Raw genomic sequence first — 24,134 nt, forward strand, 5'->3', positions numbered from 1 at the left:
AAATGCCAGTATTTACCTATATTTTACAAGCCTGTAACGAAAAAAGCCATTCCGGAGAATGGCTTTTCTGCTATATGTATAAAATCTGTAAAGACTATTTTTTGGTTACTTTCTTAGCGGCTTTACCTTCCACTTCAGCACCTTCTTCTTCCGTTTCAGGAATCTCATCGCTTACTTCCAGCATTTTTTCCAGCTGGCGTACTTCTTTCTTCAGATCATAGATTGTTTTATATAACTCATCCAGTTCTGATTTAGTCGCAACCGGCATACCAGCCAGCATTTTTTCTGACTGCATATCCATTTCTTTACGGATCTTAAGTTGCAGTGAGCTTACTTCAGCCATCAGCTGGCTATACTCATCGCTTTCGAACAGAGATACATATACCTGATCGCCAATGTTTAACCACTCTTGATATAAAGCAGCAATATTGTTGATCTCAACACCGTTTTCGATCTTTCCGGTAATATTATCAGCCAGAGACTCGATTACTTTCTGACCTTGCTGATATACCATGAACTGCAGTTCTGCATTTTTAATATTGTAGATAGCAGTCTTATCCAGGATAGAAGACCATTCGCTTGCCGCTTTGGTAAACTGGTTAGGGGTAGCCATTTTAGTGAACGGAGCAGCAGACTCGCTCAGGTTTTGTTGCATCGCCTGGTACATATTCGTCATAGCAGAAAATACATTCTGACCGCCAAATGGATTCATACCATTCATCGCTTCAGTAGCCTGCTGATAAAAACTACGACCCTGACCTGCAGCATCTTTTACATACTGGCTCATCATTTCAGTAGCCTGTTGCATGTAATTGCGGCTTTCGTCTGTATTGAAACCGAAATAGTTGTTCATCAGTTCTTTGTATGCTTCAAAGTTGAATGCTTTTTTGAACTGCTCAGCGTTGAAAGATTTGTCCTGGATAGATTTCCAGAAAGGAAGCCACATTTCGTAAAATTTGCTGAAGCCAGATGTTACATTCATCATATTAGAGAATGCATCTTTGCTGTTGTTATGCTGAAAGTTCTGAGAGAACTGAGAGAAAGATTGTTTCAGCAGATCGTTGTATTGACCGAAGATGCCGTTCCAGTCAGACTGACCGTTAAAGCTGTTCATTGGGCTGAACGACTGCATCAGGTTCATCCAGTTATTTGCAGTCTGGTATTTTTGAAACCAGCCATTCCAGTTGTTCATCATTTCCATTGGGTTGAACTGGAACATTTTGTCAGCTGATGGAGTATGTTGTTTCATAAAAGACTGGTTTGTTTCCCAGGCTTTTTTAGCCATTTCTACCTGGTTGTTTAACCAGTTTTGATAAAAGGTACCTGCTTTTTCCATTTGTTCTTTAGCGTTATTGGTAACCTGCTCTACTTTTTCTGCAGAACCGGAGAATGCTTTTTTCTGCTGCTCCAGCCAGTTTTTGTAGAACTCTTTACCCTTTTCCATGTTGTCGTTTACAAACGCATTGTTCTGGGTAGCCTGTTTAGTTGTTTCTACCATATTGTCCACCATTTTCTGTTGTGCTTCCAATACGGTTTCTACAAAGTTTTTGTTTTCTGAAGCCATAGCTAATAAGTTTTTTAATATGAATAAATGTGGTTAAATACTAAATGAATGAGGCAAAAGTATTATGGTTTTTTTTAATAGGCAAGTAGATCTGCGTTAAATCTATATTTCTTTTTAATTTATTTATTAGTGTAATATGTAAATGCATTTATACTAATTGTTATCAAATTATATAAATATATAATAAATAAATTATAAGCTAAATGGCTTATAATTTTTATCAAAATTTAATATTCCCTTCATTTGCAGCAAGATATGTGCATTATGAAGAAAATCTTAACAGTTAAAATATCCCCATAACGGGGAACTTTTATACCTTCGGAAGCTATGAATCCTTTACTCCCTGACCCAATTAAAATTTCAGTACTGGCCGGTTTATTGTTCGGCACTACCATTACTCAAACACATGCACAAAACCTGGACACGGCAAAGCTGAACCAGTATTTTGCCACCCTGGAAACAAATAATAAGTTCATGGGATCTGTTGCCATAGCTAAAGATGGCAAAGTCTTGTATACCAGATCCGTTGGGTATTCCGACGTAGATCAGAAAGTACCATTGCAGCAAAGACCTCATCTGCATATCGGTTCCATTTCCAAAATGTTTACGGCAACGATGATCATGCAGGCGGTGGAAGAAAGAAAGCTCAGCCTGGACACTAAACTGTCCGCATATTTCCCTAAAGTAAAGAATGCAGATCAGATCAGTATAGACCAATTGCTACGCCACCAGAGCGGTATACACAACTTCACCAGCGACGATGACTACCAGAAATGGTATACACAGCCTCAGGCTCCTGGCGCTATGCAACAGCGCATAGAGGCTATGGACAGTGATTTTGCACCAGGCGAAACAACCAAATACAGCAATACCAATTATGTATTGCTCAGCCTGATCCTGGAGAAAATATATAAAAAGCCTTATGCCGACTTGCTGAAGCAGAAGATTGTTACTCCGCTGGGACTGAAAGACACTTACTATGGCGGCAAAATAGATACAAAGAAAGGAGAAGCATACTCTTATAATTATACCAGTCGCTGGGAAAAAGAAGCCGAGACAGACCCTTCTGTACCCTTAGGTGCAGGTGGGGTAGTATCGACACCAGCCGACCTGATCCGTTTTGAGGAAGGGATATTCAGCACAAAGCTGGTGAAGCCGGAAACGCTGGAACAGATGAAGACCAAAAAAGATGTATTTGGTATCGGGATGTTTGCATTTCCTTTCAATGAAAAGCAAGGCTATGGCCATGATGGCGCAATTGATGGCTTTTCCTCAATGGTGGGTTACTTCCCGGACGATAAGGTCTCTTTCTCCTTTATATCCAACGGTAGTAATTATGTCAATAATAATATCACTATCGTATTGTGTCAGGCTGCCTTTCAGCAACCTTTCGAAATACCTGTTTTCACTACCTATGCCGTTACCGAAGCAGAGCTTGCACAATATGAGGGCGTATATGCCGTAGAAGGGGCACCGATGAAGATTACGTTCAAAAGGGACAAAGATGTACTGACCGCACAGGCTACCGGCCAGCCGGCCATGCCGCTGACCGCTACTGCTAAGAATCAGTTCAGCTTCGAGCAGGCGGCTGCTGTATTCGAGTTTGATCCCGCAGCAAAAACCATGACGCTGAAGCAGGGCGGTGGCAGCTTTACCTTTACTAAAGAGTAAACTATTTTATACAACAGGAATTAATTATATAAATGAAGAAGATTTTTGGTCTGGGCATCTTAATGGCCACTGCAGCGAGCCTGCAGGCACAGAAAAAGCCCGAAGTGATGAAAACAGGTTTCAGCAAAGAAGCCCTGACGCAATATGTATATACACCTGGTGGTGATTCCCTCACCATGGGCGATGTATTGAAGAAGCATAAGAAGGAAACAGTAGTACTCGATCTCTGGGCCGGATGGTGCAAAGATTGTATTGCTGTAATGGAGGAAAGCAAGGCTTTGTCTCAGAAATATCCCAAAGTAGCTTTTGTCTATTTGTCACTGGACCGTTCCGATAGCGCCTGGAAATCCAGTATGGCGAAGCATGGACTGGCAGGAAAAGAGAATTATTGGTTTAAAGCCGGCTGGAAAAATAAGTTCAATAATTACATAGACCTGAACTGGATTCCAAGATATATGGTCTTGACTACCAAGGGGAAAATAGGAGCATACTACATTGTAAAACCCGATGAGCCACAGCTGATCGAACTGCTGGAGCAGAGCAATAAGTAAAATGGCATGACCAAGTATTAAATTTATTTTACTAAATTGCAAAACCAAAAAATTACATACCGTTTATTTTACATTAATGAAAAGAATTCTATTCTTGTTCGCGGCACTCTTGTTCACCGTCGCAACTCAGGCCCAGATCGTTAAAGACCCTACTAACTGGTCTTTCGAAGTAAAAAAGAAAGGTGATAATAAATATGACCTTGTCTTTAAACTGAAGCTGGCTGAACACTGGCATATCTGGTCCTTCAATCCTGGTGGTGATGGCATGCTGATTCCGCCACGTTTTAAATTCAATCCGAATAAGGATGTGAAAATAGTAGGAAAGACTTCTGAAAACGGTAACAAGATCAGCAAAGATTTTGACGGAGAAGAAGGTCTGGAACACTATTTCGAACATAATGTAAACTATATACAGTCTGTAGAGGTTAAAGGCAATACGAAAATCACCGGTACCTATTCATACCAGGTATGTGATGAATCGCAATGTCTGCCTCAAAAGTCAAAATCATTCTCTTTTGATATCACAGATGCTGTTGCCGTAAACGATACGACCAAAACCGATGCAGACACCGCGGGTAGCGCTATGGCTGCTGCCGGTAACGACAGCATACAGGACCAGCCGGTAACTACCGTTGCACAAGCGGCTGCACCTGCATACAAAGATGCGGATAAAGATAAATCCAAGTCTGATGGTAATGGTGACAATAAAGTGATTCCGGAATCGCTGTGGATGATCTTCCTGGCAGGTCTGGGAGCCGGTCTGGCAGCAGTAGTTACACCATGTATCTACTCTATGATTCCGATTACGGTAAGCTTCTTTACCAAGAAAGTATCCAGCCGTTCTCAGGGTCTGAAATATGCATTGGTATATTCTCTTTCTATCATTATCATCTTCGCAATACTGGGTATGGCTATTACGGCTATTTTCGGGGGCAATGCGCTGAACAACCTGTCGACCAACTGGATCGCCAACCTGTTCTTCTTCGCTGTATTCCTGATCTTTGCCTTCTCCTTCCTGGGTGCTTTCGAACTGACTTTACCTTCTTCATGGACCAATAAGATCGGCTCTAAATCAAATGCCAACAGTTATGGTGGTATCTTCTTTATGGCACTGACACTGGTTATCGTGTCTTTCTCCTGTACTTCTGCCTTCATTGGTGGTATTGCCGTACTGGCGAGCAAGGGTGGTCGTGTAGGTCCGCTTGTGGGCTTCTCCAGCTTCGGTCTGGGTATTGCTTTACCATTTGCCTTATTTGCGATGTTCCCTTCTTACCTGAAGAACCTGGAAAAACCAGGCGGATGGCAGAATGCGGTAAAAGTAACTTTAGGTTTTGTGGAGTTAGGTCTTGCCCTGAAATTCTTATCTAATGCCGATTTGTCCAGAGGGTGGCGTTTACTGGACCGCGAGATATTTATCGCGATCTGGGTGATCCTGGCTATTTTACTGGGTATCTACCTGTTAGGTAAGCTACGCTTCAAACATGATTCAGAACTGCCTAAAAATCACTTTGGTGTAGAATATTTGGGTGTGCCGAGATTATTACTGGCCTTATCCGCACTGGCTTTTGCCGTATACCTGCTCCCTGGTATGTGGGGTGCTCCGCTGAAAGCAGTGAGCTCTTTTGTACCGCCAATGGGTACACAGGATTTCATCATCGGTAGTGGTGGTAGTACCACTGCATCCGGCGGACATGATGGTCTGGATGGTATAAAACCGGTAAAATTTGTAGACAAACTGGCGATTTATGAGCCGGAAGTTGCTAAGAAATATGGTCTGGTTACTTTCTTCGATCTGGAAGAGGCAAAAGCCGCAGCGAAGAAACTGAACAAGCCGCTGATGCTGGACTTTACAGGCATCAACTGTATCAATTGCCGTAAGATGGAAGGGCAGGTATGGTCCGATCCGCAGGTAATGAAGATGCTGAAAGAAGATTTCGTGATTGTTTCTTTATACTGCGATTTTGACGGAGAAGTATTACCGGAAGCAGAACAATATGATTCTAAAATATTAGGTGCAAGAGTTGTAACAGTAGGCGATAAGAACGAAGATTTCCAGGCTACCCGTTTCAACTCCAATACACAGCCTTACTATTTCTTCATAGATGAGAACGATGTACAGCTGCATCCTAAAGGATACCAATACGATCCTTCTGTATCAAAATTCATACAACACTTAAATGAAGTGAAGGCCAAATACAAAAGCCTGCATCCTTAATACAAACTGATTACATAATGATGTTGCCTGTCTGCCGGTCCCGATCGGAAAGCAGGCAACATTTTTAGTCTTACTTGTCCCGCATTGTTTATGTCTTATTTCCGTCTTACCCTGCGTTCCATCCTGTTGCATGTTTTATTGCTGCTCCTGGCCTATGCTATATTCCGTGGGCTGTTTTATGCATTTAACTATGACGAGATCGGTGCAGTAAGTAGGGCAGAATGGGGGCAGGTATTGAAGGGAGGTCTCAGATTCGATCTGTCGGCCATTGCTTTCCTCAATAGCCTGTGGATACTGCTGATGCTGATCTTTTCCGGGCATAAGCCTGGCAGGCTATGGCGCCGGGTGATCGAATGGGCTTTCTGGCTGCCCAATATCGTGGCTATTTTGTTTGAAGTAAGCGACTGGGTGTACTTCCGTTTTAACCGCAAGCGCGCTACCATAGAGATCTTCGACCTGATCTTCACCAAAGGCGATTTTGTCAGCATACTGCCGGGCTATATTGTATCTTACTGGTATGTGCCCTTATTGGCTATTGTATTGATCGGCCTTCTCTGGTACGGTCACCGCAGGGTCAACAGGGTTATTGGCGCGCGATATGACTTATTTGAACAATTAAGATTCCCTAAGCTAAAGGGCAAAAAATACTTTGGGACCAAGCTCGTCATGATTGCACTTACTGCCGGACTGGTAGTACTGGCCATGCGTGGTGGTACTCAGCTGGTACCTGTAAATGCACGTAATGCCATCAGTTACCTGCCGGTAGAAAAAATAGGGCTGGTGCTGAATACACCTTTCAGTATTATTACTTCTGTAGAGAGCAGCCGCCTGAAAGAGTATGAATTTATGTCCGCCGAAGAGGCTGATAAACTCATTCACCCGGTTAAGCAATATGCAACAGATCAGGCCTTTCAGCGTAAGAATGTAGTGGTGATCATCCTGGAAAGTTTTTCCCGTGTATTTACCGGGTTGGGTGATGCCCAAAGTTACACACCCTTCCTGGACAGCCTGAGCCGGAACAGCATTGCCTATACCAATGCTTATGCAAACGGACTGCGTTCCAATGAGGGTATTCCCGGTATCCTTTCCGGTATACCTGCCATGATGCAGGGACCGATCATTACCTCTGTGTACAGCAATAATAAGTTTACTTCTATTGCCGGCCTGTTACAGGAAGAAGGCTATAAAACCGCATTCTTTCATGGAGGTACCAATGGCAGTATGGGCTTTGATACCTATGCAGCCAATGCAGGTTTTGAACAGTACTTTGGTCGATATGAGTATCATAACGAAAAAGACTATGATGGCACCTGGGGTATCTATGATGAGCCCTTCCTGCAATTTGTTTCAAAGCAGTTGAGTGCTATGCCGCAGCCATTTATGGGAGCCGTGTTTACACTATCCTCTCATCCGCCCTTTAGCATTCCGGCACAGTATGCCGGTAAGTTTCCGCAAGGACGTTTGGGTATAGAGGCCAGTATCGGCTATACCGATTATGCCCTGCGTCGCTTTTTTGAAACCGCATCCCGCCAATCCTGGTATAGCAATACGGTTTTTGTCATTACGGCAGACCATTGTTCACCATTTGCGCCGGATCGTTTTTATACCGATTTTCTGGGCCGTTACCAGGTGCCGGTCATCCTGTTCGATCCGCAACAGCGTACACAGGCCAGGAGAGATAGTACCCTTATACAACAGATTGATATTCTGCCTACTATTATGGATTACCTGCATTACCACAAGCCGTTTTTTGCCTTTGGTAACAGTGCGCTGGATACAGCTGCACCGCGCTATTTCATTACCAATCTCAGTGGCAATTACAATACAATTATCGGCGACTGGCATATGAAAACGCAGGAGACAGATATTAAAGAAGTATACCGTTTCCCGGCCGATATAAAAGACCAGCAGAACATCTTTACACAGGTGCAGTCTACAGATACCTTTTACAACCGCCAGCGATACCTGCAGGCCTTATTGCAGTTATTCAACCATAGTGTGATCCATAACCAGATGCACAGCGAAACCTATCCAATAAATATCTCCCGATAAGCCGTATTTATTCTATTTTTGTAGATAAAGCAACAAAACGATTCATCAAACAATGGAAATACCTATTTTATCCGTAACACAGATCGAGCATAAGTTGAAGAGAATGGCTTATGAAATATGGGAACAAAACAGTGGAGAGAAAGAGATTGTGATGTTAGGTATTGAGAGCGGTGGTGCCGTAGTGGCAGCTAACCTGAAGCGTATCCTGGAAGAGATCAGTCCGCTGAAGATACAGTTCGAAACACTGGAGATTGATAAGAAAAAAGTGTATGATTTTACACCGCAGCTGCAATCTGATCTGAAGAACAGAACAGTGATTGTTGTAGACGATGTAGCCATGAGTGGCAAGACCCTTCTATATGCAATCAGGCCTTTACTGGATCACAAGCCTAAAAAGGTGCAAATTGCTGTATTAGTGGATCGTAAGCATAAAAATTTTCCTGTTACGGCAGACATTATTGGTTACTCCATTGCTTCTACAATACAGGAGCATATTATTGTCACCTGCGAAGAAGAAAAAGTTACCGGAGCCTTTCTGAAATAAGCCAAAATGACGCTAAATTTACTTTAGTATGATTTTTGAGTTGTTTATATCGTTATCTTAGCAATAGCGAATTTGGTTCAAGATTTGTGAAGCTTGGATATTGTTTTAACGATTTAAATATTTTATCTGATGGATTCTAATTTCTCGCCGAAAGTAAAGGATATCATCTCTTACAGCAGAGAAGAAGCTTTACGTTTAGGCAATCAGTTTATAGGCACAGAGCATTTATTGTTAGGTATTTTCCGCGAGGGTGCAGGAGCACCGATACAGGTCTTGTCGCTGATGCATGCAGACCTGCCCGCTATCAAGAGCGAAGTGGAAAATGCAATTAAAGATAAAGGAGACGGACCTGCAAGTCGTGCCAACACCTTACCACTTACCCGTCAGGCAGAAAAAGTGATTCGTTTTACCGTACTGGAGGCAAAAGCCATGAAAAGCCAGACGGTAGAGCCAGAACACCTTATGCTGTCTATTCTCAAAAACAAAGAAAACGTGGCGACGCAGATACTGAACAGCCACCAGGTAACATACGAGCGTTTTGTAGAAGAGTTGTCCCACATACTCGGAGACTGGACTAAATCCGATTTCTCTGAAAGTGGTGATGATTATGATGCAGACGAACCGCAAAAGCCTAAATCGCCTGCTGGTGGTACCGCTAATGCCAAGTCTAAAACGCCTGTTCTGGACAATTTCGGTCGCGACGTAACCCGTCTGGCAGAAATGGGCAGCCTGGACCCGATCGTAGGTCGTGAAAAAGAAATTGAAAGGGTATCTCAGATCCTTTCCCGCAGGAAGAAAAACAACCCGATCCTGATCGGTGAGCCTGGTGTCGGTAAAACCGCTATCGTGGAAGGTCTGGCCCTGCGCATTGTACAGCGTAAAGTAAGCCGTGTACTGTTCGATAAACGCGTGATTTCCCTGGATCTGGCTGCACTGGTAGCCGGTACCAAATACCGCGGACAGTTTGAAGAGCGTATGAAAGCCATCATGAATGAACTGGAGAAAAACAGAGATGTAATCCTCTTCATTGATGAGATCCATACCATTGTTGGTGCCGGTGGTGCCAGCGGTTCACTGGATGCTTCCAATATCTTCAAACCAGCCCTGGCGCGCGGAGAACTGCAATGTATCGGTGCATCTACTTTAGATGAGTATCGTACCAATATTGAAAAAGACGGCGCATTAGACCGTCGTTTCCAGAAGGTACTGATTGAGCCACCTAGCATTGATGAGGCTATTACGATCCTGAATAACATCAGACCGAAATACGAAGACTTCCATAATGTAAGTTATGATCAGGATGCAATAGAAGCTTGTGTGAAACTGAGCGAACGCTATATGACGGATCGCCTGCTTCCGGACAAGGCTATTGATGTACTGGATGAGGTAGGAGCCCGTGTGCACCTGAAAAACATTGATGTACCTCAGAATGTTCTGGATCTGGAGAAAAAGATCGAGGAGATTAAAGTAGAAAAAAATAAAGTAGTAAAAAGCCAGAAGTTTGAAGAAGCTGCTGCGCTGCGCGATACGGAAAAGAAACTCGGCGATGAGCTGGAAAAAGCCAAAGCAGAGTGGGAAGAGGAAGTGAAAAACAAACGCTATCCGATTCACGAAGAAGATATCGCAGAGGTGATCAGTATGATGACCGGTATTCCGGTAATGCGTATGGTGGAAGCCGAAAGCGAGAAGCTGCGCCGTATGGCCGATGACCTGCAAAGCGTGGTAGTAGGACAGGACGAAGCGGTGGGCAAAGTGGTGAAAGCCATTCAGCGTAACCGTGTAGGCCTGAAAGATCCTAAGAAGCCAATCGGTTCCTTCATCTTCCTGGGGCCAACCGGTGTGGGTAAGACAGAATTAGCCCGCTCACTGGCCAGATACCTCTTTGATAGTGAAGATTCGCTGGTGCGTGTCGATATGAGTGAGTACATGGAGAAATTCTCCCTGAGCCGCCTGATCGGTGCTCCTCCGGGTTATGTAGGCTATGAAGAAGGTGGACAGCTGACGGAAAAAATCCGTCGCAAACCATACTCTGTAGTATTGCTCGATGAGATTGAAAAAGCACACCCGGATATCTTTAATATCCTGCTGCAGGTACTGGACGATGGTCAGCTGACCGATGGTCTGGGACGTAAAGTGGACTTTAAAAATACGATCATCATTATGACCTCTAACATTGGTGTACGCCAGTTGAAAGAGTTCGGAGATGGAGTAGGTTTTGCTACCTCTACCAAAGTGTCTAACTCAGAAGATAATAACCGTGCAGTGATCGAAAAAGCACTGAAACGTACCTTCAGTCCAGAGTTCCTGAACCGTATCGATGATGTGATCGTGTTCAACTCTCTGAGCGAAGAACATATCAATGTGATCATTGACATCATTATGAAAAACGTGCTGAAACGTATGAAAGACCTGGGCTTCTCGCTCAGCCTGACAGAAAGCGCACGCAAGTTTCTGGTGGAAAAAGGTTACGATCAGCAGTTTGGCGCAAGACCGTTACACCGTGCCATCCAGAAATACCTGGAAGATCCGCTGGCAGAAGAGATCCTCAACAGAACACTGGGAGAGGGAGATCAGGCACTTGCAGATTATGATGATGAAGCGGGTAAAATTGTATTCAAGATTACCAAAGCTAAAAAACCAAAGAGCAGCAGTAAGAACGAAGACAAAACCAAAGACGGAGAATAATACATCCTTATAAAACAATAAAGCCCTGCAATTGCAGGGCTTTATTGTTTTATATAAACTGTTCTTTTTAAACACTTATAGACTCCTCGTCTAAGACTGTAACCGGCGGTGCTAATTCCGGCAGCGGTATTTTGCTGAACACAAGTTTCAGGCTTCTGCTTAGTGCTGGGAGAAAATATATACAGCAGCCTATACACAGCCATTGAACACTGCTCAGCCCATATACGAAAAACACATTTGGTTTGAGGTATTCAATACAGAACCGGAACCCGAAATAGCTCATCATAAAAATAGTAAACATCAGTTCGGGGATCTGCCATAATGCATGACGGTTGCGGTGCATGCCGATGAACAGCAGTGCCAGGAATACGAGTTCGTATAGCGCAATAGGGTGCCGGTATAGCCCGTCGCCCAGGTCCATTGCCATAAAGAAATCGGTTTCCGTACCATAGGTAAAGTCTTTGGTGCCGTTTAAGAAACAGCCGACCCTCCCGATAAAAATACTCAGTATTAAGGGCAGGATAAACAGGTCAAAAGAAAGGTGCTCCTCCTTTACCAGTTTTCTGACAAGCTTGATTCCGAGCATAGCCCCGAAAAGGCCGCCCATAATAGAGCGGGCATTAAACTGGATCAATACCTGCCTTAACTGGTGTATGCCATAAGGATTTTCTAGAAAGCCCATAATGCGGGTCCCCAGGAAAGTGCCCAGGATGGCACCCCAGATGATTACCTGGCGATAGTTGCCGGAGACATTTCCGTCATAGTACTTCTTGGATACAACATAATAGCGGAAGCCAACCGAAAACGCCAGGCATTCTGAAATTACCTGCACATTAAGCGGGATACGGAACAGGTAAGGTTCAAAAGGTATGGTCAAGTTGCTATTGTTGGTTATTTGCCTGCAAAATTAACATTTCTTTTTCGGAATCGGATTAGTCAGATTGTAGTATTTAAGTAACCTGAATGCATATTTTTCGGCTATTTTTCCAAAAATCGTACCTTTGCAGTCATTTTTATAATCTAATCATTAAAAACAAGGAACGTTCACCATGCCAGTGTTACACAACCGAGTATCTAATGAAGAACTGAAGGCACGCATGCTGGCCGAAACAGAGCCACGCGTAACAGTTTCTTTCTACAAGTATTTTCCAATTACCAATCCGCAGGCTTTCCGTGATGATCTGTATGTAAAATTTGAACAGATCAAGGTTTTCGGCCGCATTTACATTGCCGAAGAGGGCATCAACGCGCAGGTCAGCGTACCGCAAAGTAATTTCGAATCCTTTAAAACCATTCTGTACAGTCAGGCTGCTGAGCTGGATGGCATCCGCCTGAATATTGCGGTGGATGATGACGGTAAATCGTTTTGGGTACTGCGCCTGAAAGTGCGCAATAAGATCGTTGCCGATGGAATCGATGACCCTACCTTCAACCTGTCCCGTGTGGGTAAATACCTGAAGGCAGATGAGGTAAACCAGATGATTGATGATAAGGAAACCATCTTTGTAGATATGCGTAACCACTACGAGTATGAAGTGGGGCATTTTGAAAGAGCTATAGAAGTACCTTCCGATACCTTCAGAGAGCAGTTGCCTATGGCAGCAGAGATGTTGAAAGACCAGAAGGATAAGAATATTGTAATGTATTGTACCGGCGGTATCCGCTGTGAGAAAGCCAGTGCCTATATGATGCACCAGGGTTTTGAAAATATCTTCCATGTAGAAGGCGGTATTATTGAATATGCCCGTAAGGCAAAAGAACAGGGCTTGCCGGTAAAGTTTATCGGGAAAAACTTTGTGTTTGACGAACGCCTGGGCGAGCGCATTACAGAAGACATTATTTCGGAATGCCATCAGTGCGGTGCCCCTTGCGATACCCATACCAACTGTAATAATGATGGCTGCCATTTGTTGTTTATCCAGTGTGAGCAATGTAAAGCCACATATGATGGCTGTTGCAGTGCCGAATGTACCGACGAGTATCACCTGCCGGTAGAAGAGCAGCGCGAACGCCGTGCCGGTCGCGAGAATGGCGTTAAAATCTTTAATAAATCCAAAGATCATCCTTTACGCAAACACCGCTCAGAATGGGCGCAGGAGCGTAAAGACGCATAAGTCAAATCTGAAAATGCAAAAGTCAAAAATCCGGATACGGTTTTTGACTTTTTTGTTTGGACTAATATCTCTTAAAGAAAAGCATAATTTTTTGCATACTGACGGTTGAATTTTTGATTTCTTCATCATTTATTGCGAAACTCGTCTTAACTTTAAGCCCATGCAACTGAACCAGCCTTTTGATACCGGAAACCTGGAGTTACTGGCCCGACAAGTGGTCGAAGGGTTTATTATAGGCCTGCATAAAAGCCCCTTTCATGGCTTTTCTGTCGAGTTTGCCGAGCACCGGTTATATAATCCTGGCGATAACCTGCGGTACATAGATTGGAAGGTTTATGGCAAGAGTGACAAAATGTTCGTAAAGAAGTTTGAAGAAGAGACCAATCTGAAATGTTGTATTGCCTTAGATACCTCTGCATCCATGCGTTTCCCGGCCGAGGGGATGAATAAACTGTATTTTTCCTGTCTCGCCGCAGCTGCCCTGATGCAGTTATTGCGCAAACAGCTGGATGCTACGGGCCTTAAATTGTTTGCCGACCAGGTATACTGGTCTTCTCCGATAAAGTCCAGTGAGCGGCATTATAAGATGCTGATTACTGAAATGGAAAAGTTGCTCATCGCTCCGTCGATAGAAGGGCAGACCAACCTCCCTGAGGTGCTGCATCATATAGCAGAAACGATGCCCAAGCGATCACTGATTATGGTGTTCAGTGACTTTATGGATGACCTCTCGAGGGAAGAAGCATTTTACGATTCCCTGCAGCACCTGAAACATCAGCAGAATGAAGTGATCGTATTTCATGTGGGAGAGGGGAGAAAAGAATGGGATTTTGCTTTTGAAAACCGTCCTTATGAATTTGTAGATATGGAGACCGGTCAAAAAATAAAGTTGAAACCGGAGCAGGTAAGGGACGAGTATCTGTCGCAGCTAAAAGCTTACCACGAGCGGCTTTACGAGCGTTGCGCACAATATAATATCGACCTCGTAGCCTGCGATATCAATACCTCGATGGATGTAATTTTACAACAATATCTGAGGAAAAGAAATAAATTGATGTAATATCGAAAAAAATATTTACCTTTGCAAACCTAATTTTAGTGTAGTATTGTGTATGAGGTACCACAGAGAGTTTGAAATAGCATATGTAGGTTTAAAAAATGGCGTTCATACCTATAATTACGAGATTGGGAAACCGTTTTTTGAACTGATCGGAGCGGAAGCAGAAGATCTGGAAGCCGTAAATGTACAGGTAACTGTCACATTGGATAAGCATCCTAACTTTTTTGCCTTAAAGTTCGATATTAATGGCAGCGTTGATGTAGCCTGTGATCGTTGCGGTGAGATTTTCACCCTGCCTTTATGGGACGAATTTGACCTGATCGTGAAGTTGAGGGACCATACAATGGAAGACGAGGATGAAACAGAAGATGATGGTGATATTGTATTCCTCTCCAAAAATGAAACGGTTATAGATCTTTCAGAATGGATTTATGAATTCATCTTGCTGAGTATTCCGATGCAGCGCATTCACCCGGATGATGCAGAAGGTAATACAACCTGCAACAAAGACAATCTGGCCCTTTTGGATAAGATGAGTCAGCAGCAGGCAGAGGAAGATGAAGAAGCCGCTAAAGAACAACAAAAAAATAATATTTGGAAGGGCCTTGATGCCTTTAAAAATAATAATAATCAGAATTAATCAATAAGTAAAATCTAGAAATCATGCCAAATCCTAAACGTCGTCATTCTGCACAAAGAGGAGCTAAGCGTCGTACGCATTACAAAGCTGTAGCAGCTACAATCAGTACAGATGCAACTACTGGAGAATCACATTTACGCCACCGCGCTCACTGGAGCGAAGGTAAAATGTACTACCGTGGTAAAGTAGTTATTGATAACGCTACCACAGAGACTGCAGAAACTGCTGAATAATATATAAAAATGTTGGTAAGGGAAATTTTACCAACATTTTTATTTTATATCATACTAAATATTGCACACCAATTATATTATGATGAATATAGGGCTCGATTTGATGGGTGGCGATTTAGCCCCTAAAGAAGCGGTACTGGGAGCATTGGCTTATTTCCAGGAATTTGCCGATAGTCATTTAGTGTTGATAGGAAATGAAGATGCATGCAAGGAATACCTGTCCTCTCTGGACGCGTATTCCGGCAGATACACATTTGTGCATGCTCCTCAGGTGATTGAAATGAATGAACATCCGACCAAAGCGCTGAAGGAGAAACAACAATCCAGCATTGCTATGGGATTCGGTATGTTGAAAGCAGGTAAAATTGATGCATTCTTAAGCGCTGGTAACACCGGTGCTATGCTGGTAGGTGCTATGTATACCGTAGCCCCGATCGAAGGCGTATTGCGTCCTACAATTGCTTCTCTGGTACCCAGAGAAGATGAAGGATATAATTTACTGCTCGACGTTGGTGCCAATGCTGATTGCAAACCGGAACACCTGAATCAGTTTGCCGTATTAGGCGCACTGTATGCAGAGTATGTACTGGGCATTAAGCAACCGGAAGTGGGTCTGCTGAACCTGGGAGAGGAAGAAGGTAAGGGAAATATCCTGTGCCAGGCTACCTATCCTTTGCTGAAAGAAAATACGGCCATTAATTTTATTGGCAATATCGAAGGCAGAGACATCTTTGGCGAAAGAGCAAGAGTAGCCGTTTGTGAAGGATTTACCGGTAATATCGTACTCAAAATGGCAGAGTCTGTATATGACTTGTTCAAGAAGCGCGATAAGATCCATGATCCTTTGCTGGAGCGCTTTAACTATGAGCAATATGGTGGTGTACCTATTCTGGGTATCAATGCACCGGTTATGATTGGTCATGGTATCTCTAATGCCATTGCATTCAAAGCAATGATCCGCAGCGCGGAGAAAGTGATTTCTACCGGCCTGATCGATGCGATGAAAAAGCACTTCCAGGTAGTAAAAGAAGCTTAATCTGTTAAGACAAATAATTATGTATAAAGCAGCCGTATCAAACGGCTGCTTTATTATTTTATAATGACCTGCAAGGGAATTGCAGCCATTCTGGACTATTATACGCGTTGATCGGGTTATCTCCCTTCGAGCCCATAAGGGCGCTAAATTTCCGGTTGTTGAGCCCCCCATAAGTACACTTCTGATGGCTATTGGCTAAAAGCTATAGCTCAATCCGAAAGTAGCCATATTGTATACATCCTTGTTTTTGTTGGACGTCAGATCAGGATCGTACCCATCTATTTTATCACTCATGCAGTAATTGATCTGGTATTTGAAATTAAGGCTAAGTCCTTTCTGCTGAAAAGCCTTACGCAATGGGATTTCGATACCGAAAGAAACAGGTATCACACTGTTTACACCACTATAATTACCCTGGTAGCGGAAATTGCCATTGGGTATTTCATGTATGGTAGTTGTGCTGCCCATAAGCCCGAATCCACCTGCTGCATAAATCCCCGAAAGATAGTACAGGACACGGCTGGAGTCACTTTTGCCAAAGGTGCGTAAAGGGTACACTTTCAGCTGCAGATCACCCTGGTTATACTTATTGCTGTAATACAGATCATTGGCCGTCTCCTTATTGCCTCCGCTTAAAGTACCGGCATTCCAGCTGATGGCAAGAGACAGAAACCTGAAACCGGATTGCCACTCACCATAAACGCCATAATGATTATTAGTCCCGTTTGGTGTCACATCGGTCCGGGAGAAGGTAAGGCCGTATTGTGCACCCACGGTAAATTGTGCCTGTGCGGTAGTACAAGCAGCGAGCAGGGCCATAGCCAGCAAGCTTTGTTTGATCATAGTCATTTTAATTAAATAGAAGTAAATGTTTCAGGATGTAATATACCATAAATGACAAATACTACCCAATGATGAGTAGTATTTGTTATATTATGATATTTAATTGAAAACTGATTAAGCTTCCATATAGCTTTCGATCGGCTCACAGGTACAGATCAGGTTACGATCTCCATGTGTATTGTTTACACGACCCACAGTAGGCCAGAATTTAGCCTCTTTGATATATGGTAAAGGATAAACCGCTTCTTCTCTTGTATAGGCATGGTTCCACTCGCTGCTGATGACAACATGCTGTGTATGCGGTGCATTTTTCAGCGGGTTGTCTGTAGTATCCATACGACCTTCTTCGATAGCTTTGATCTCTGCTCTGATCGATAACATTGCGTCACAGAAACGGTCCAGCTCACCTTTATCTTCACTTTCTGTAGGCTCGATCATGATCGTGCCCGGTACAGGGAAGCTCATAGTAGGTGCGTGGAAACCATAGTCCATCAGACGTTTAGCTACATCTTCCGCTTCGATACCAGCCGTTTTCTTGAATGGTCTCAGGTCTACGATAAACTCGTGTGCACAAGTACCGTTAGAACCGGTATACAGGATCTCATATGCATCTTTCAGGCGTGCTTTCATGTAGTTCGCATTCAGGATGGCATATTGAGTAGCTGCTTTAGCACCGGTAGCACCCAGCATACGGATGTATGCATAAGAGATCAGCAGGATAGAAGCAGAACCGAATGGTGCAGCAGATACTGCATAGCTAGGCTTACCTTTCAGTTCGTTTTCGTTGATCACATGGCTAGGCAGGAATGGGATCAGGTGTGCTGCCACACAGATCGGGCCTACACCCGGACCACCACCACCGTGAGGGATAGCGAAGGTTTTGTGCAGGTTAAGGTGACAAACGTCTGCTCCGATGAAGCCAGGAGCCGTCAGGCCAACCTGTGCATTCATATTCGCACCATCCATATATACTTGTCCGCCATTCTCGTGAATGATGCGGGTAATATCTTTAATACTTTCTTCGAAAATACCGTAAGTAGAAGGGTAGGTAATCATGATACCCGCCAGGTCATTCTTGTATTGTTCAGCCTTAGCTTTCAGGTCTTCTACATCGATATAACCGTTTTCATGTGCTTTTACCACAACCACTTTGTAGCCCGCCATTACTGCAGATGCAGGGTTGGTACCGTGTGCAGAGATCGGGATCAGCATGATGTTTCTGTTGCCTTCACCTCTGCTTTCGTGGTATGCGCGGATACACAGCAGACCTGCGTATTCACCATTCGCACCACTGTTTGGCTGTACGCTGCAACCGGCAAATCCGGTGATTGTAGCCAGGTATGCTTCCAGTTCTTTAATGATGTGCAGGTAGCCCTGTGTTTGCTCTTTTGGCGCAAACGGGTGCATTTTGCTCCAGTGAGACCAGCTCAGAGGAATCATTTCAGTAGCAGCATTCAGCTTCATGGTACAGCTACCCAGAGAGATCATGCTCGTATTCAGGCTCAGATCTTTATTTTCCAGAGACTTGATATAACGCATCATCAGGGTTTCGCTGTGGTGGCTGTTAAAGTTAGTATGGGTCAGGTAGTCAGAAGTACGTACCAGGTTAGCAGGAATGTTTTCCATTAACTGATCGTCACTTGCATCGTAGCTTACCGCTTCTACAACATCGTTCAGGATGTTGATGATATCAGCCAGGTCTTCAAATGAAGTTGTTTCATCTAAAGCAATGCTCACCATATGGTCGCCGATATAACGGAAGTTGATACCTGCTTTTTCTGCCTGGCTCTGGATGATCGCACCTTTGTTGGTTACAATAGTAACGGTATCAAAGAATGAATCAGATACCAGCTCGTGTCCGTTCTCTTTCAGTGCTTTAGCTAAAGTCTGAGCTAAGATGTGTACACGGGAAGCAATCGCTTTCAGGCCTTTAGGGCCGTGGAATACTGCATACATTGCAGCCATATTGGCCAGTAATGCCTGTGCAGTACAAATATTAGAAGTTGCTTTTTCGCGTTTGATGTGCTGCTCACGGGTTTGTAAAGCCATACGTAAAGCACGGCCACCTTGTGCATCGATACTTACACCGATGATACGACCCGGAATGCTGCGTTTGAACTCATCCTTACAAGAGAAGAATGCCGCGTGCGGACCACCGAATCCCAGGGGTACACCGAAACGCTGTGCAGAACCTAAGGCTACATCAGCACCCAGCTCACCCGGAGGGGTTAATAAAGTCAGGGCCAGCAAATCCGTTGCGAAAGCAACATAACCGCCTGCACCATGTACTTTCTCAACGAAAGCAGTATAATCCTCAACAGAACCCAAACCATTAGGATACTGAACAATAGCTCCGAAGAACGTATCGTCGATCGCTACGGTTTTGTAATCGCCGAATACCAGTTCGATACCAAGTGGAGTCGCTCTGGTGGTGATTACATCTTTCGTCTGAGGGAACGTATGTTTGTCAACGAAGAATTTTGGTTTTTCTGGATTGCTGACAGATTTGTTTGCCGCATGGAAAAACATAGACATTGCCTCTGCAGCAGCAGTAGACTCGTCCAGCAGGGAAGCGTTGGCAATAGGTAATGCCGTCAGGTCGCTCACCATAGTCTGGTAGTTCAGTAAGCTCTCCAGGCGACCCTGAGAGATCTCAGCCTGGTATGGAGTATACTGTGTATACCAACCTGGATTTTCAAAAACGTTTCTTAAAATAACGGAAGGCGTTACGGTGTCGTAATATCCTTGTCCGATGTACGTTCTGAAGACTTTGTTTTTCAGGGAAACACTCTTCAGCATTCTTAAGTAATCTTGTTCGCTCAGCGCCGGCGGCAGGTTGAGATCCGTCGTCATGCGGATAGCAGAAGGGATGGTTTTGTCAATCAAAGCATCTATGCTATCAATACCGATAGTAGCAAGCATTTCCTTAGTCTGAGCTGCATCAGGCCCAATATGACGGCCTTGAAACTCGTGCTGTAATTGCGAAAATAGATTCATTATAAAACGAAATGATTTGTGAATGAGGCTGCAAATTTACGGTTTATTATTCAGCATATGAAATTCCGTTTATCAATAGCTGTATAGGATATTATCTATCTGTTGCCATTGATGAAATTATACTTAAAATTATATATATTTGCTAATTAGGTATAGTTTTGCTAAAATAGTATATATGAATCTCAAAAAGTGTCCCAAATGTGCCGGACAGCATATTGTCAAGAGTGGAATTGTGAAAGACCGGCAGCGGTTTTATTGTAAAGAATGCGCCTACTATTTTACCGTAGATAAGCTGGGTAAGAAGATCGATGATTATTATGTTACAAAGGCATTACAGCTGTATCTGGAGGGCCTGAGTTTCCGGGAGATTGAGCGTATTATAGGCGTGTCTCATACCGCCATCAGCGGCTGGGTAAAAGAGTATGGCATTTCCCGTCCGGGACAGGCGCAATATCATCCCAGTTACAAGGTATTCAGCCAGGAAGAATTGGTGGAATTCGTACAGAATAATGAAAATCTTAAGGGAGCAGGCTTTATCATCACCGAGTTCGGAGATAAGTTTATGCTGATCAAATGGGAGCGGTTTAAGAAATAACTATACTTCTTTACAGAAATATATATCATTTTTCACTTTGTTGGATATTGTTTACAAATTCGTATTGCAATCGTATAACAATTTTAAACATAGAAAAATGAAGAAAATAGCGCTCGCAATTTCCGGTTTGCTTCTGTCCCAAACCCTCTTTGCACAAGGATTTTCGGATTATGGCTCTGGTATCAAACTCAATGTAAACCAGGACGGCTCTAAATATATCCGCTTCATTACCTGGAACCAGATCTGGCTCCGGAATACCCAGAACAACCCGGGTAGTGCCGTAGCCGGTGTGCCGGAAGATAATAGCTGGAGCATCGGCAACCGCCGCCTGCGCTTCCTTGCTATGGCACAGATCTCCAAACGGTTTACTATCGTTACCCATTTCGGGATCAATAACCAGACCTTCATCAATGGAGGCGCCAGCGGGACCTCCGGTACCGGTGGCTACGGACAGGGCAAAAAGCCGGGTATGTTCTTTCACGATGCCTGGAATGAATACGCAGTAGTACAGCCCACCGAAAAATCAAAATTCAGTTTATCTATAGGGGCAGGTTTGCATTACTATACCGGTTTGTCCCGCGCGACAATGGCCTCTACACTCAACTTCCTGCTTGTCGATGCGCAGATATTCAACTGGCCATTGATCGACAATTCAGACCAGTTTGCCCGCCAGATGGGTATCTTCGCTAAAGGTAAATGGGATCGGATGGAGTACCGTTTCAGCGTCAATAAACCATTTGCCACCAACCTCAGCCCCGTAAATGCCACCAGCGATGCGACTGCTATTGCTGTAGATAATAATGGGAAATCGAAATGGTCTCAGGCCGGTTATGTAGAATACCAGTTCTGCGATATCGAATCCAATGCACTGCCGTATAAAGTAGGCACTTATTTAGGGACAAAGAAAATCTTCAATATAGGTGCCGGCTTTTACCGTCAGCCCGAAGGTACCCGCTCTATGGTGAATGGGGTAACGGCCAAACATGATATTACCTTGTTGTCTGTCGATGTATTTGCCGAATTGCCGGTAGGAGATAAGGCAAAGAATATGGCTATTAATGTATACGGTGTATATTATCATTACGATTTCGGTCCTAATTACCTGCGCAACCTGGGTATTATGAATATAGCCGGAAATGATACGACCTATACAGGCAGCCGTGCCATAGCCGGTGCCGGCAACCTGCAGCCCACCATCGGAACCGGAAGCATTGCCCATGTACAGGCCGGATTTATGCTGCCTTGTAAGAACCCTGCAGCCAAACTGCGCATCCAGCCCTTCGGTGCCGTAACACATAAGCAGTTCGAAGCCCTGGAGCATGCCTCCACCCAGTTTGATATAGGTGCCAACTGGCTGATCAGCGGTCATCATGCCAAAATCTCTACCCAGTACAGCACCCGTCCGGTATATACCTCTACTACCGCCAAACCTACGGCCAAAGGAGAGCTCACCGTTCAATTCCAAGTTTATCTATAACCCCCCAACAGATTATATGAGTCAGCAATATTCCAAGGCGGAGACCCGCCAGCAAAATAAAACGATCTGGAGCGTGATCACCGCTTCCTCTTTAGGTACCCTCATTGAATGGTATGACTTCTATATATTTGGAAGTCTTGCAGTGGTACTGGCCGATAAGTTTTTCCCTTCTGCCAATCCTACTGCTGCCTTCCTGTCTACACTGGCCACTTTTGCTGCCGGTTTTGTTGTAAGACCTTTCGGTGCCTTATTCTTTGGCCGCCTGGGCGATATCATCGGTCGTAAATACACCTTCCTGGTTACCCTGCTCATTATGGGCGGCGCTACCTTCCTGATCGGCTGTATACCCAGTTATGAAACGATTGGTTTCCTGGCACCGGTACTGGTATTACTATTGCGCCTCTTACAGGGACTGGCCCTGGGCGGAGAGTATGGCGGTGCAGCAACTTATGTAGCCGAATATGCACAACCCAACCGTCGCGGTTACTGGACCTCCTGGATACAGACCACGGCTACGATCGGACTTTTTGTGTCGCTGATCGTGATCCTCATTACCAAGAAAACCTTATCTGCCGAGGCTTTTGATAGCTGGGGCTGGCGCGTTCCGTTCTGGATCTCTATTTTAATGGTTGGGGTATCTTACATCATCCGTAAGAATATGAAGGAGTCTCCATTGTTTGCGAAAGCCAAGGAAGAAGGAAAGACTTCCAAGAACCCGCTGAAAGAAAGTTTCGGTAACCGCTTTAACTTCAAATTTGTGCTGCTGGCTTTGTTTGGTGCGGCTATGGGGCAGGGCGTGGTATGGTATACCGGCCAGTTCTATGCCATGAGCTTCCTGCAGAAAGTAATGAACATAAACAGTGCCCAGGTAGATTCGCTGATGGCAATTGCCTTACTGATGGGTACGCCACTCTTCGTAGTGTTTGGTGCTTTATCGGACCGTTACGGACGCAAGGTGATTATGATGCTGGGTATGGCTATAGCCATTGTAAGCTACCGGCCTATATACAGTAAAATGTTTGCCACTACAGATATTACACAAAAGACACTGACCGAAAACGGGATTAGCCAAAAGGTTACAACAAAGGCCGATCCTAAACATGAGGGAGACCAGCTGATTACCTGTAGCAGCGTCAGTACTTATACCGATGGCACCGAGTTGAAAAAGGATAGCGTGGTGCACATTCAGGCCGATCCTGCTGCCAAGCCTGTCGCGGCCAAAGTGACGAAATCTATTTCGGTTAATGATTCGGACAAATGGACACTGATCTTCCTGGTATTTATACAGGTAGTATTCGTAACCATGGTGTACGGCCCTATTGCAGCCTTCCTGGTAGAGATGTTCCCGATCCGCATCCGCTACACGTCCATGTCATTACCGTACCATATCGGCAATGGGGTATTCGGTGGATTGCTGCCTTTCGTAGCCACCTATTTTGTAAGCAGTGCACAGAAGGCGGGCAACCCGGACTGGTACCTGCAGGGTTTATGGTATCCGATCATTATTGCAGCCATCAGCCTGGTCATAGGGGTGCTGTATATTAATGGCAAGGATAAAAGTGTCAAAGATTAAACTACTCATTCATCATTCTAAAAATATTATATTATGAACGCCATCAGAAAAGCATTCGGCATTGTATGGATATTACTGGCCTTAGCCGCAGGATACTTCTGTATTTTCCAGTTCGGACTGCCTAAGATCAGTTCCGGTAGCCAGGACGACCTGGTATTCGGGATCATTATTTTATCCCTGCTTACCCCCATTATTGTAGGTGGTTTACTCATCTTCGGATACTATGCCCTGCAGGGTGAATATTCGCTGGAAAAGTAAACCGGTAAATAAAAGAAAAAGCCGGG

Annotated in this window: 19 protein-coding genes; 15 read left to right on the forward strand and 4 right to left on the reverse strand. The window is 44.2% G+C overall.

All coding sequences use genetic code 11. The annotated features are described in order from the left end of the window. Positions 1–94: 94 nt before the first annotated feature. Positions 95–1,564 carry a poly(R)-hydroxyalkanoic acid synthase subunit PhaE gene (locus FTD44_RS15440; protein ID WP_129021958.1) on the reverse strand — a complete coding sequence of 490 codons (1,470 nt, stop codon included), beginning with the start codon at positions 1,562–1,564 and terminating at the stop codon, positions 95–97. Positions 1,565–1,891: 327 nt separating this feature from the next. Between FTD44_RS15440 and FTD44_RS15445 the strand changes: the two genes are divergently transcribed. From FTD44_RS15445 to FTD44_RS15470, 6 genes are all read left to right on the forward strand, one after another. Then, the gene (locus FTD44_RS15445) at positions 1,892–3,235 is read left to right on the forward strand and encodes a serine hydrolase domain-containing protein (protein WP_222167278.1); all 1,344 of its coding nucleotides are present in this window, start codon (positions 1,892–1,894) and stop codon (positions 3,233–3,235) included. A 32-nt stretch (positions 3,236–3,267) separates the two neighbouring features. Then, positions 3,268–3,786, forward strand: coding sequence for a TlpA family protein disulfide reductase (locus tag FTD44_RS15450; RefSeq protein WP_222167279.1), 519 nt, complete (start codon positions 3,268–3,270; stop codon positions 3,784–3,786). Between the two features lie 76 nt (positions 3,787–3,862). Beyond that, entirely contained in the window at positions 3,863–6,001 is a 2,139-nt protein-coding gene (locus tag FTD44_RS15455) for a thioredoxin family protein (protein ID WP_222167280.1), read from the forward strand. A 90-nt stretch (positions 6,002–6,091) separates the two neighbouring features. Then, complete coding sequence (locus tag FTD44_RS15460; protein ID WP_222167281.1) at positions 6,092–8,053, forward strand: LTA synthase family protein; 1,962 nt, start codon at positions 6,092–6,094, stop codon at positions 8,051–8,053. Between the two features lie 52 nt (positions 8,054–8,105). Next, positions 8,106–8,597: a phosphoribosyltransferase family protein gene (locus FTD44_RS15465; RefSeq protein ID WP_222167282.1), complete on the forward strand. Its 492-nt coding sequence runs from the start codon at positions 8,106–8,108 to the stop codon at positions 8,595–8,597. Positions 8,598–8,726: 129 nt separating this feature from the next. Further along, entirely contained in the window at positions 8,727–11,282 is a 2,556-nt protein-coding gene (locus tag FTD44_RS15470; RefSeq protein ID WP_317196844.1) for an ATP-dependent Clp protease ATP-binding subunit, read from the forward strand. A gap of 67 nt (positions 11,283–11,349) precedes the next feature. Here the strand turns inward: FTD44_RS15470 and FTD44_RS15475 are convergent, their stop codons facing one another. Beyond that, positions 11,350–12,159, reverse strand: a complete 810-nt coding sequence (locus tag FTD44_RS15475; RefSeq protein ID WP_222167283.1) for a prolipoprotein diacylglyceryl transferase — start codon at positions 12,157–12,159, stop codon at positions 11,350–11,352. A gap of 172 nt (positions 12,160–12,331) precedes the next feature. Between FTD44_RS15475 and trhO the strand changes: the two genes are divergently transcribed. The 5 genes from trhO (at position 12,332) to plsX (ending at position 16,365) form a co-directional block, all read left to right on the forward strand. Further along, on the forward strand, positions 12,332–13,396 hold the full coding sequence (gene trhO, locus FTD44_RS15480) for an oxygen-dependent tRNA uridine(34) hydroxylase TrhO (RefSeq protein WP_222167284.1): 1,065 nt from the start codon (positions 12,332–12,334) through the stop codon (positions 13,394–13,396). Positions 13,397–13,556: 160 nt separating this feature from the next. Further along, positions 13,557–14,456 (forward strand): DUF58 domain-containing protein, encoded by a 900-nt coding sequence (locus tag FTD44_RS15485; RefSeq protein WP_222167285.1) that lies wholly within the window; start codon positions 13,557–13,559, stop codon positions 14,454–14,456. A gap of 52 nt (positions 14,457–14,508) precedes the next feature. Further along, the gene (locus FTD44_RS15490) at positions 14,509–15,096 is read left to right on the forward strand and encodes a YceD family protein (protein ID WP_222167286.1); all 588 of its coding nucleotides are present in this window, start codon (positions 14,509–14,511) and stop codon (positions 15,094–15,096) included. Positions 15,097–15,119: 23 nt separating this feature from the next. Then, positions 15,120–15,329, forward strand: coding sequence for a 50S ribosomal protein L32 (rpmF, locus tag FTD44_RS15495; RefSeq protein ID WP_222167287.1), 210 nt, complete (start codon positions 15,120–15,122; stop codon positions 15,327–15,329). 79 nt (positions 15,330–15,408) lie between these two features. Then, positions 15,409–16,365, forward strand: a complete 957-nt coding sequence (plsX, locus tag FTD44_RS15500; RefSeq protein WP_246625459.1) for a phosphate acyltransferase PlsX — start codon at positions 15,409–15,411, stop codon at positions 16,363–16,365. 195 nt (positions 16,366–16,560) lie between these two features. Here plsX and FTD44_RS15505 read toward each other — a convergent pair whose 3' ends face one another. Continuing rightward, positions 16,561–17,208: an outer membrane beta-barrel protein gene (locus tag FTD44_RS15505; protein WP_222167288.1), complete on the reverse strand. Its 648-nt coding sequence runs from the start codon at positions 17,206–17,208 to the stop codon at positions 16,561–16,563. Between the two features lie 114 nt (positions 17,209–17,322). Further along, positions 17,323–20,205: an aminomethyl-transferring glycine dehydrogenase gene (gcvP, locus tag FTD44_RS15510; RefSeq protein WP_222167289.1), complete on the reverse strand. Its 2,883-nt coding sequence runs from the start codon at positions 20,203–20,205 to the stop codon at positions 17,323–17,325. Between the two features lie 175 nt (positions 20,206–20,380). Here gcvP and FTD44_RS15515 point away from each other — a divergent pair, with 175 nt between their 5' ends. The 4 genes from FTD44_RS15515 to FTD44_RS15530 all read left to right on the forward strand — a co-directional run bounded on the left by FTD44_RS15515 (position 20,381) and on the right by FTD44_RS15530 (position 24,108). After that, positions 20,381–20,800, forward strand: coding sequence for an IS1/IS1595 family N-terminal zinc-binding domain-containing protein (locus tag FTD44_RS15515; RefSeq protein ID WP_222167290.1), 420 nt, complete (start codon positions 20,381–20,383; stop codon positions 20,798–20,800). A gap of 97 nt (positions 20,801–20,897) precedes the next feature. Beyond that, a complete protein-coding gene (locus FTD44_RS15520; protein WP_222167291.1) occupies positions 20,898–22,277 on the forward strand; it encodes a hypothetical protein in 1,380 nt (459 codons plus the stop codon). Positions 22,278–22,293: 16 nt separating this feature from the next. After that, positions 22,294–23,850: an MFS transporter gene (locus FTD44_RS15525; RefSeq protein ID WP_222167292.1), complete on the forward strand. Its 1,557-nt coding sequence runs from the start codon at positions 22,294–22,296 to the stop codon at positions 23,848–23,850. A 33-nt stretch (positions 23,851–23,883) separates the two neighbouring features. Then, a complete protein-coding gene (locus FTD44_RS15530) occupies positions 23,884–24,108 on the forward strand; it encodes a DUF6814 family protein (RefSeq protein WP_129021975.1) in 225 nt (74 codons plus the stop codon). Positions 24,109–24,134: the final 26 nt, after the last annotated feature.

It is taken from the genome of Edaphocola aurantiacus, from assembly GCF_019797745.1.
Lineage (GTDB): Bacteria > Bacteroidota > Bacteroidia > Chitinophagales > Chitinophagaceae > Edaphocola > Edaphocola aurantiacus.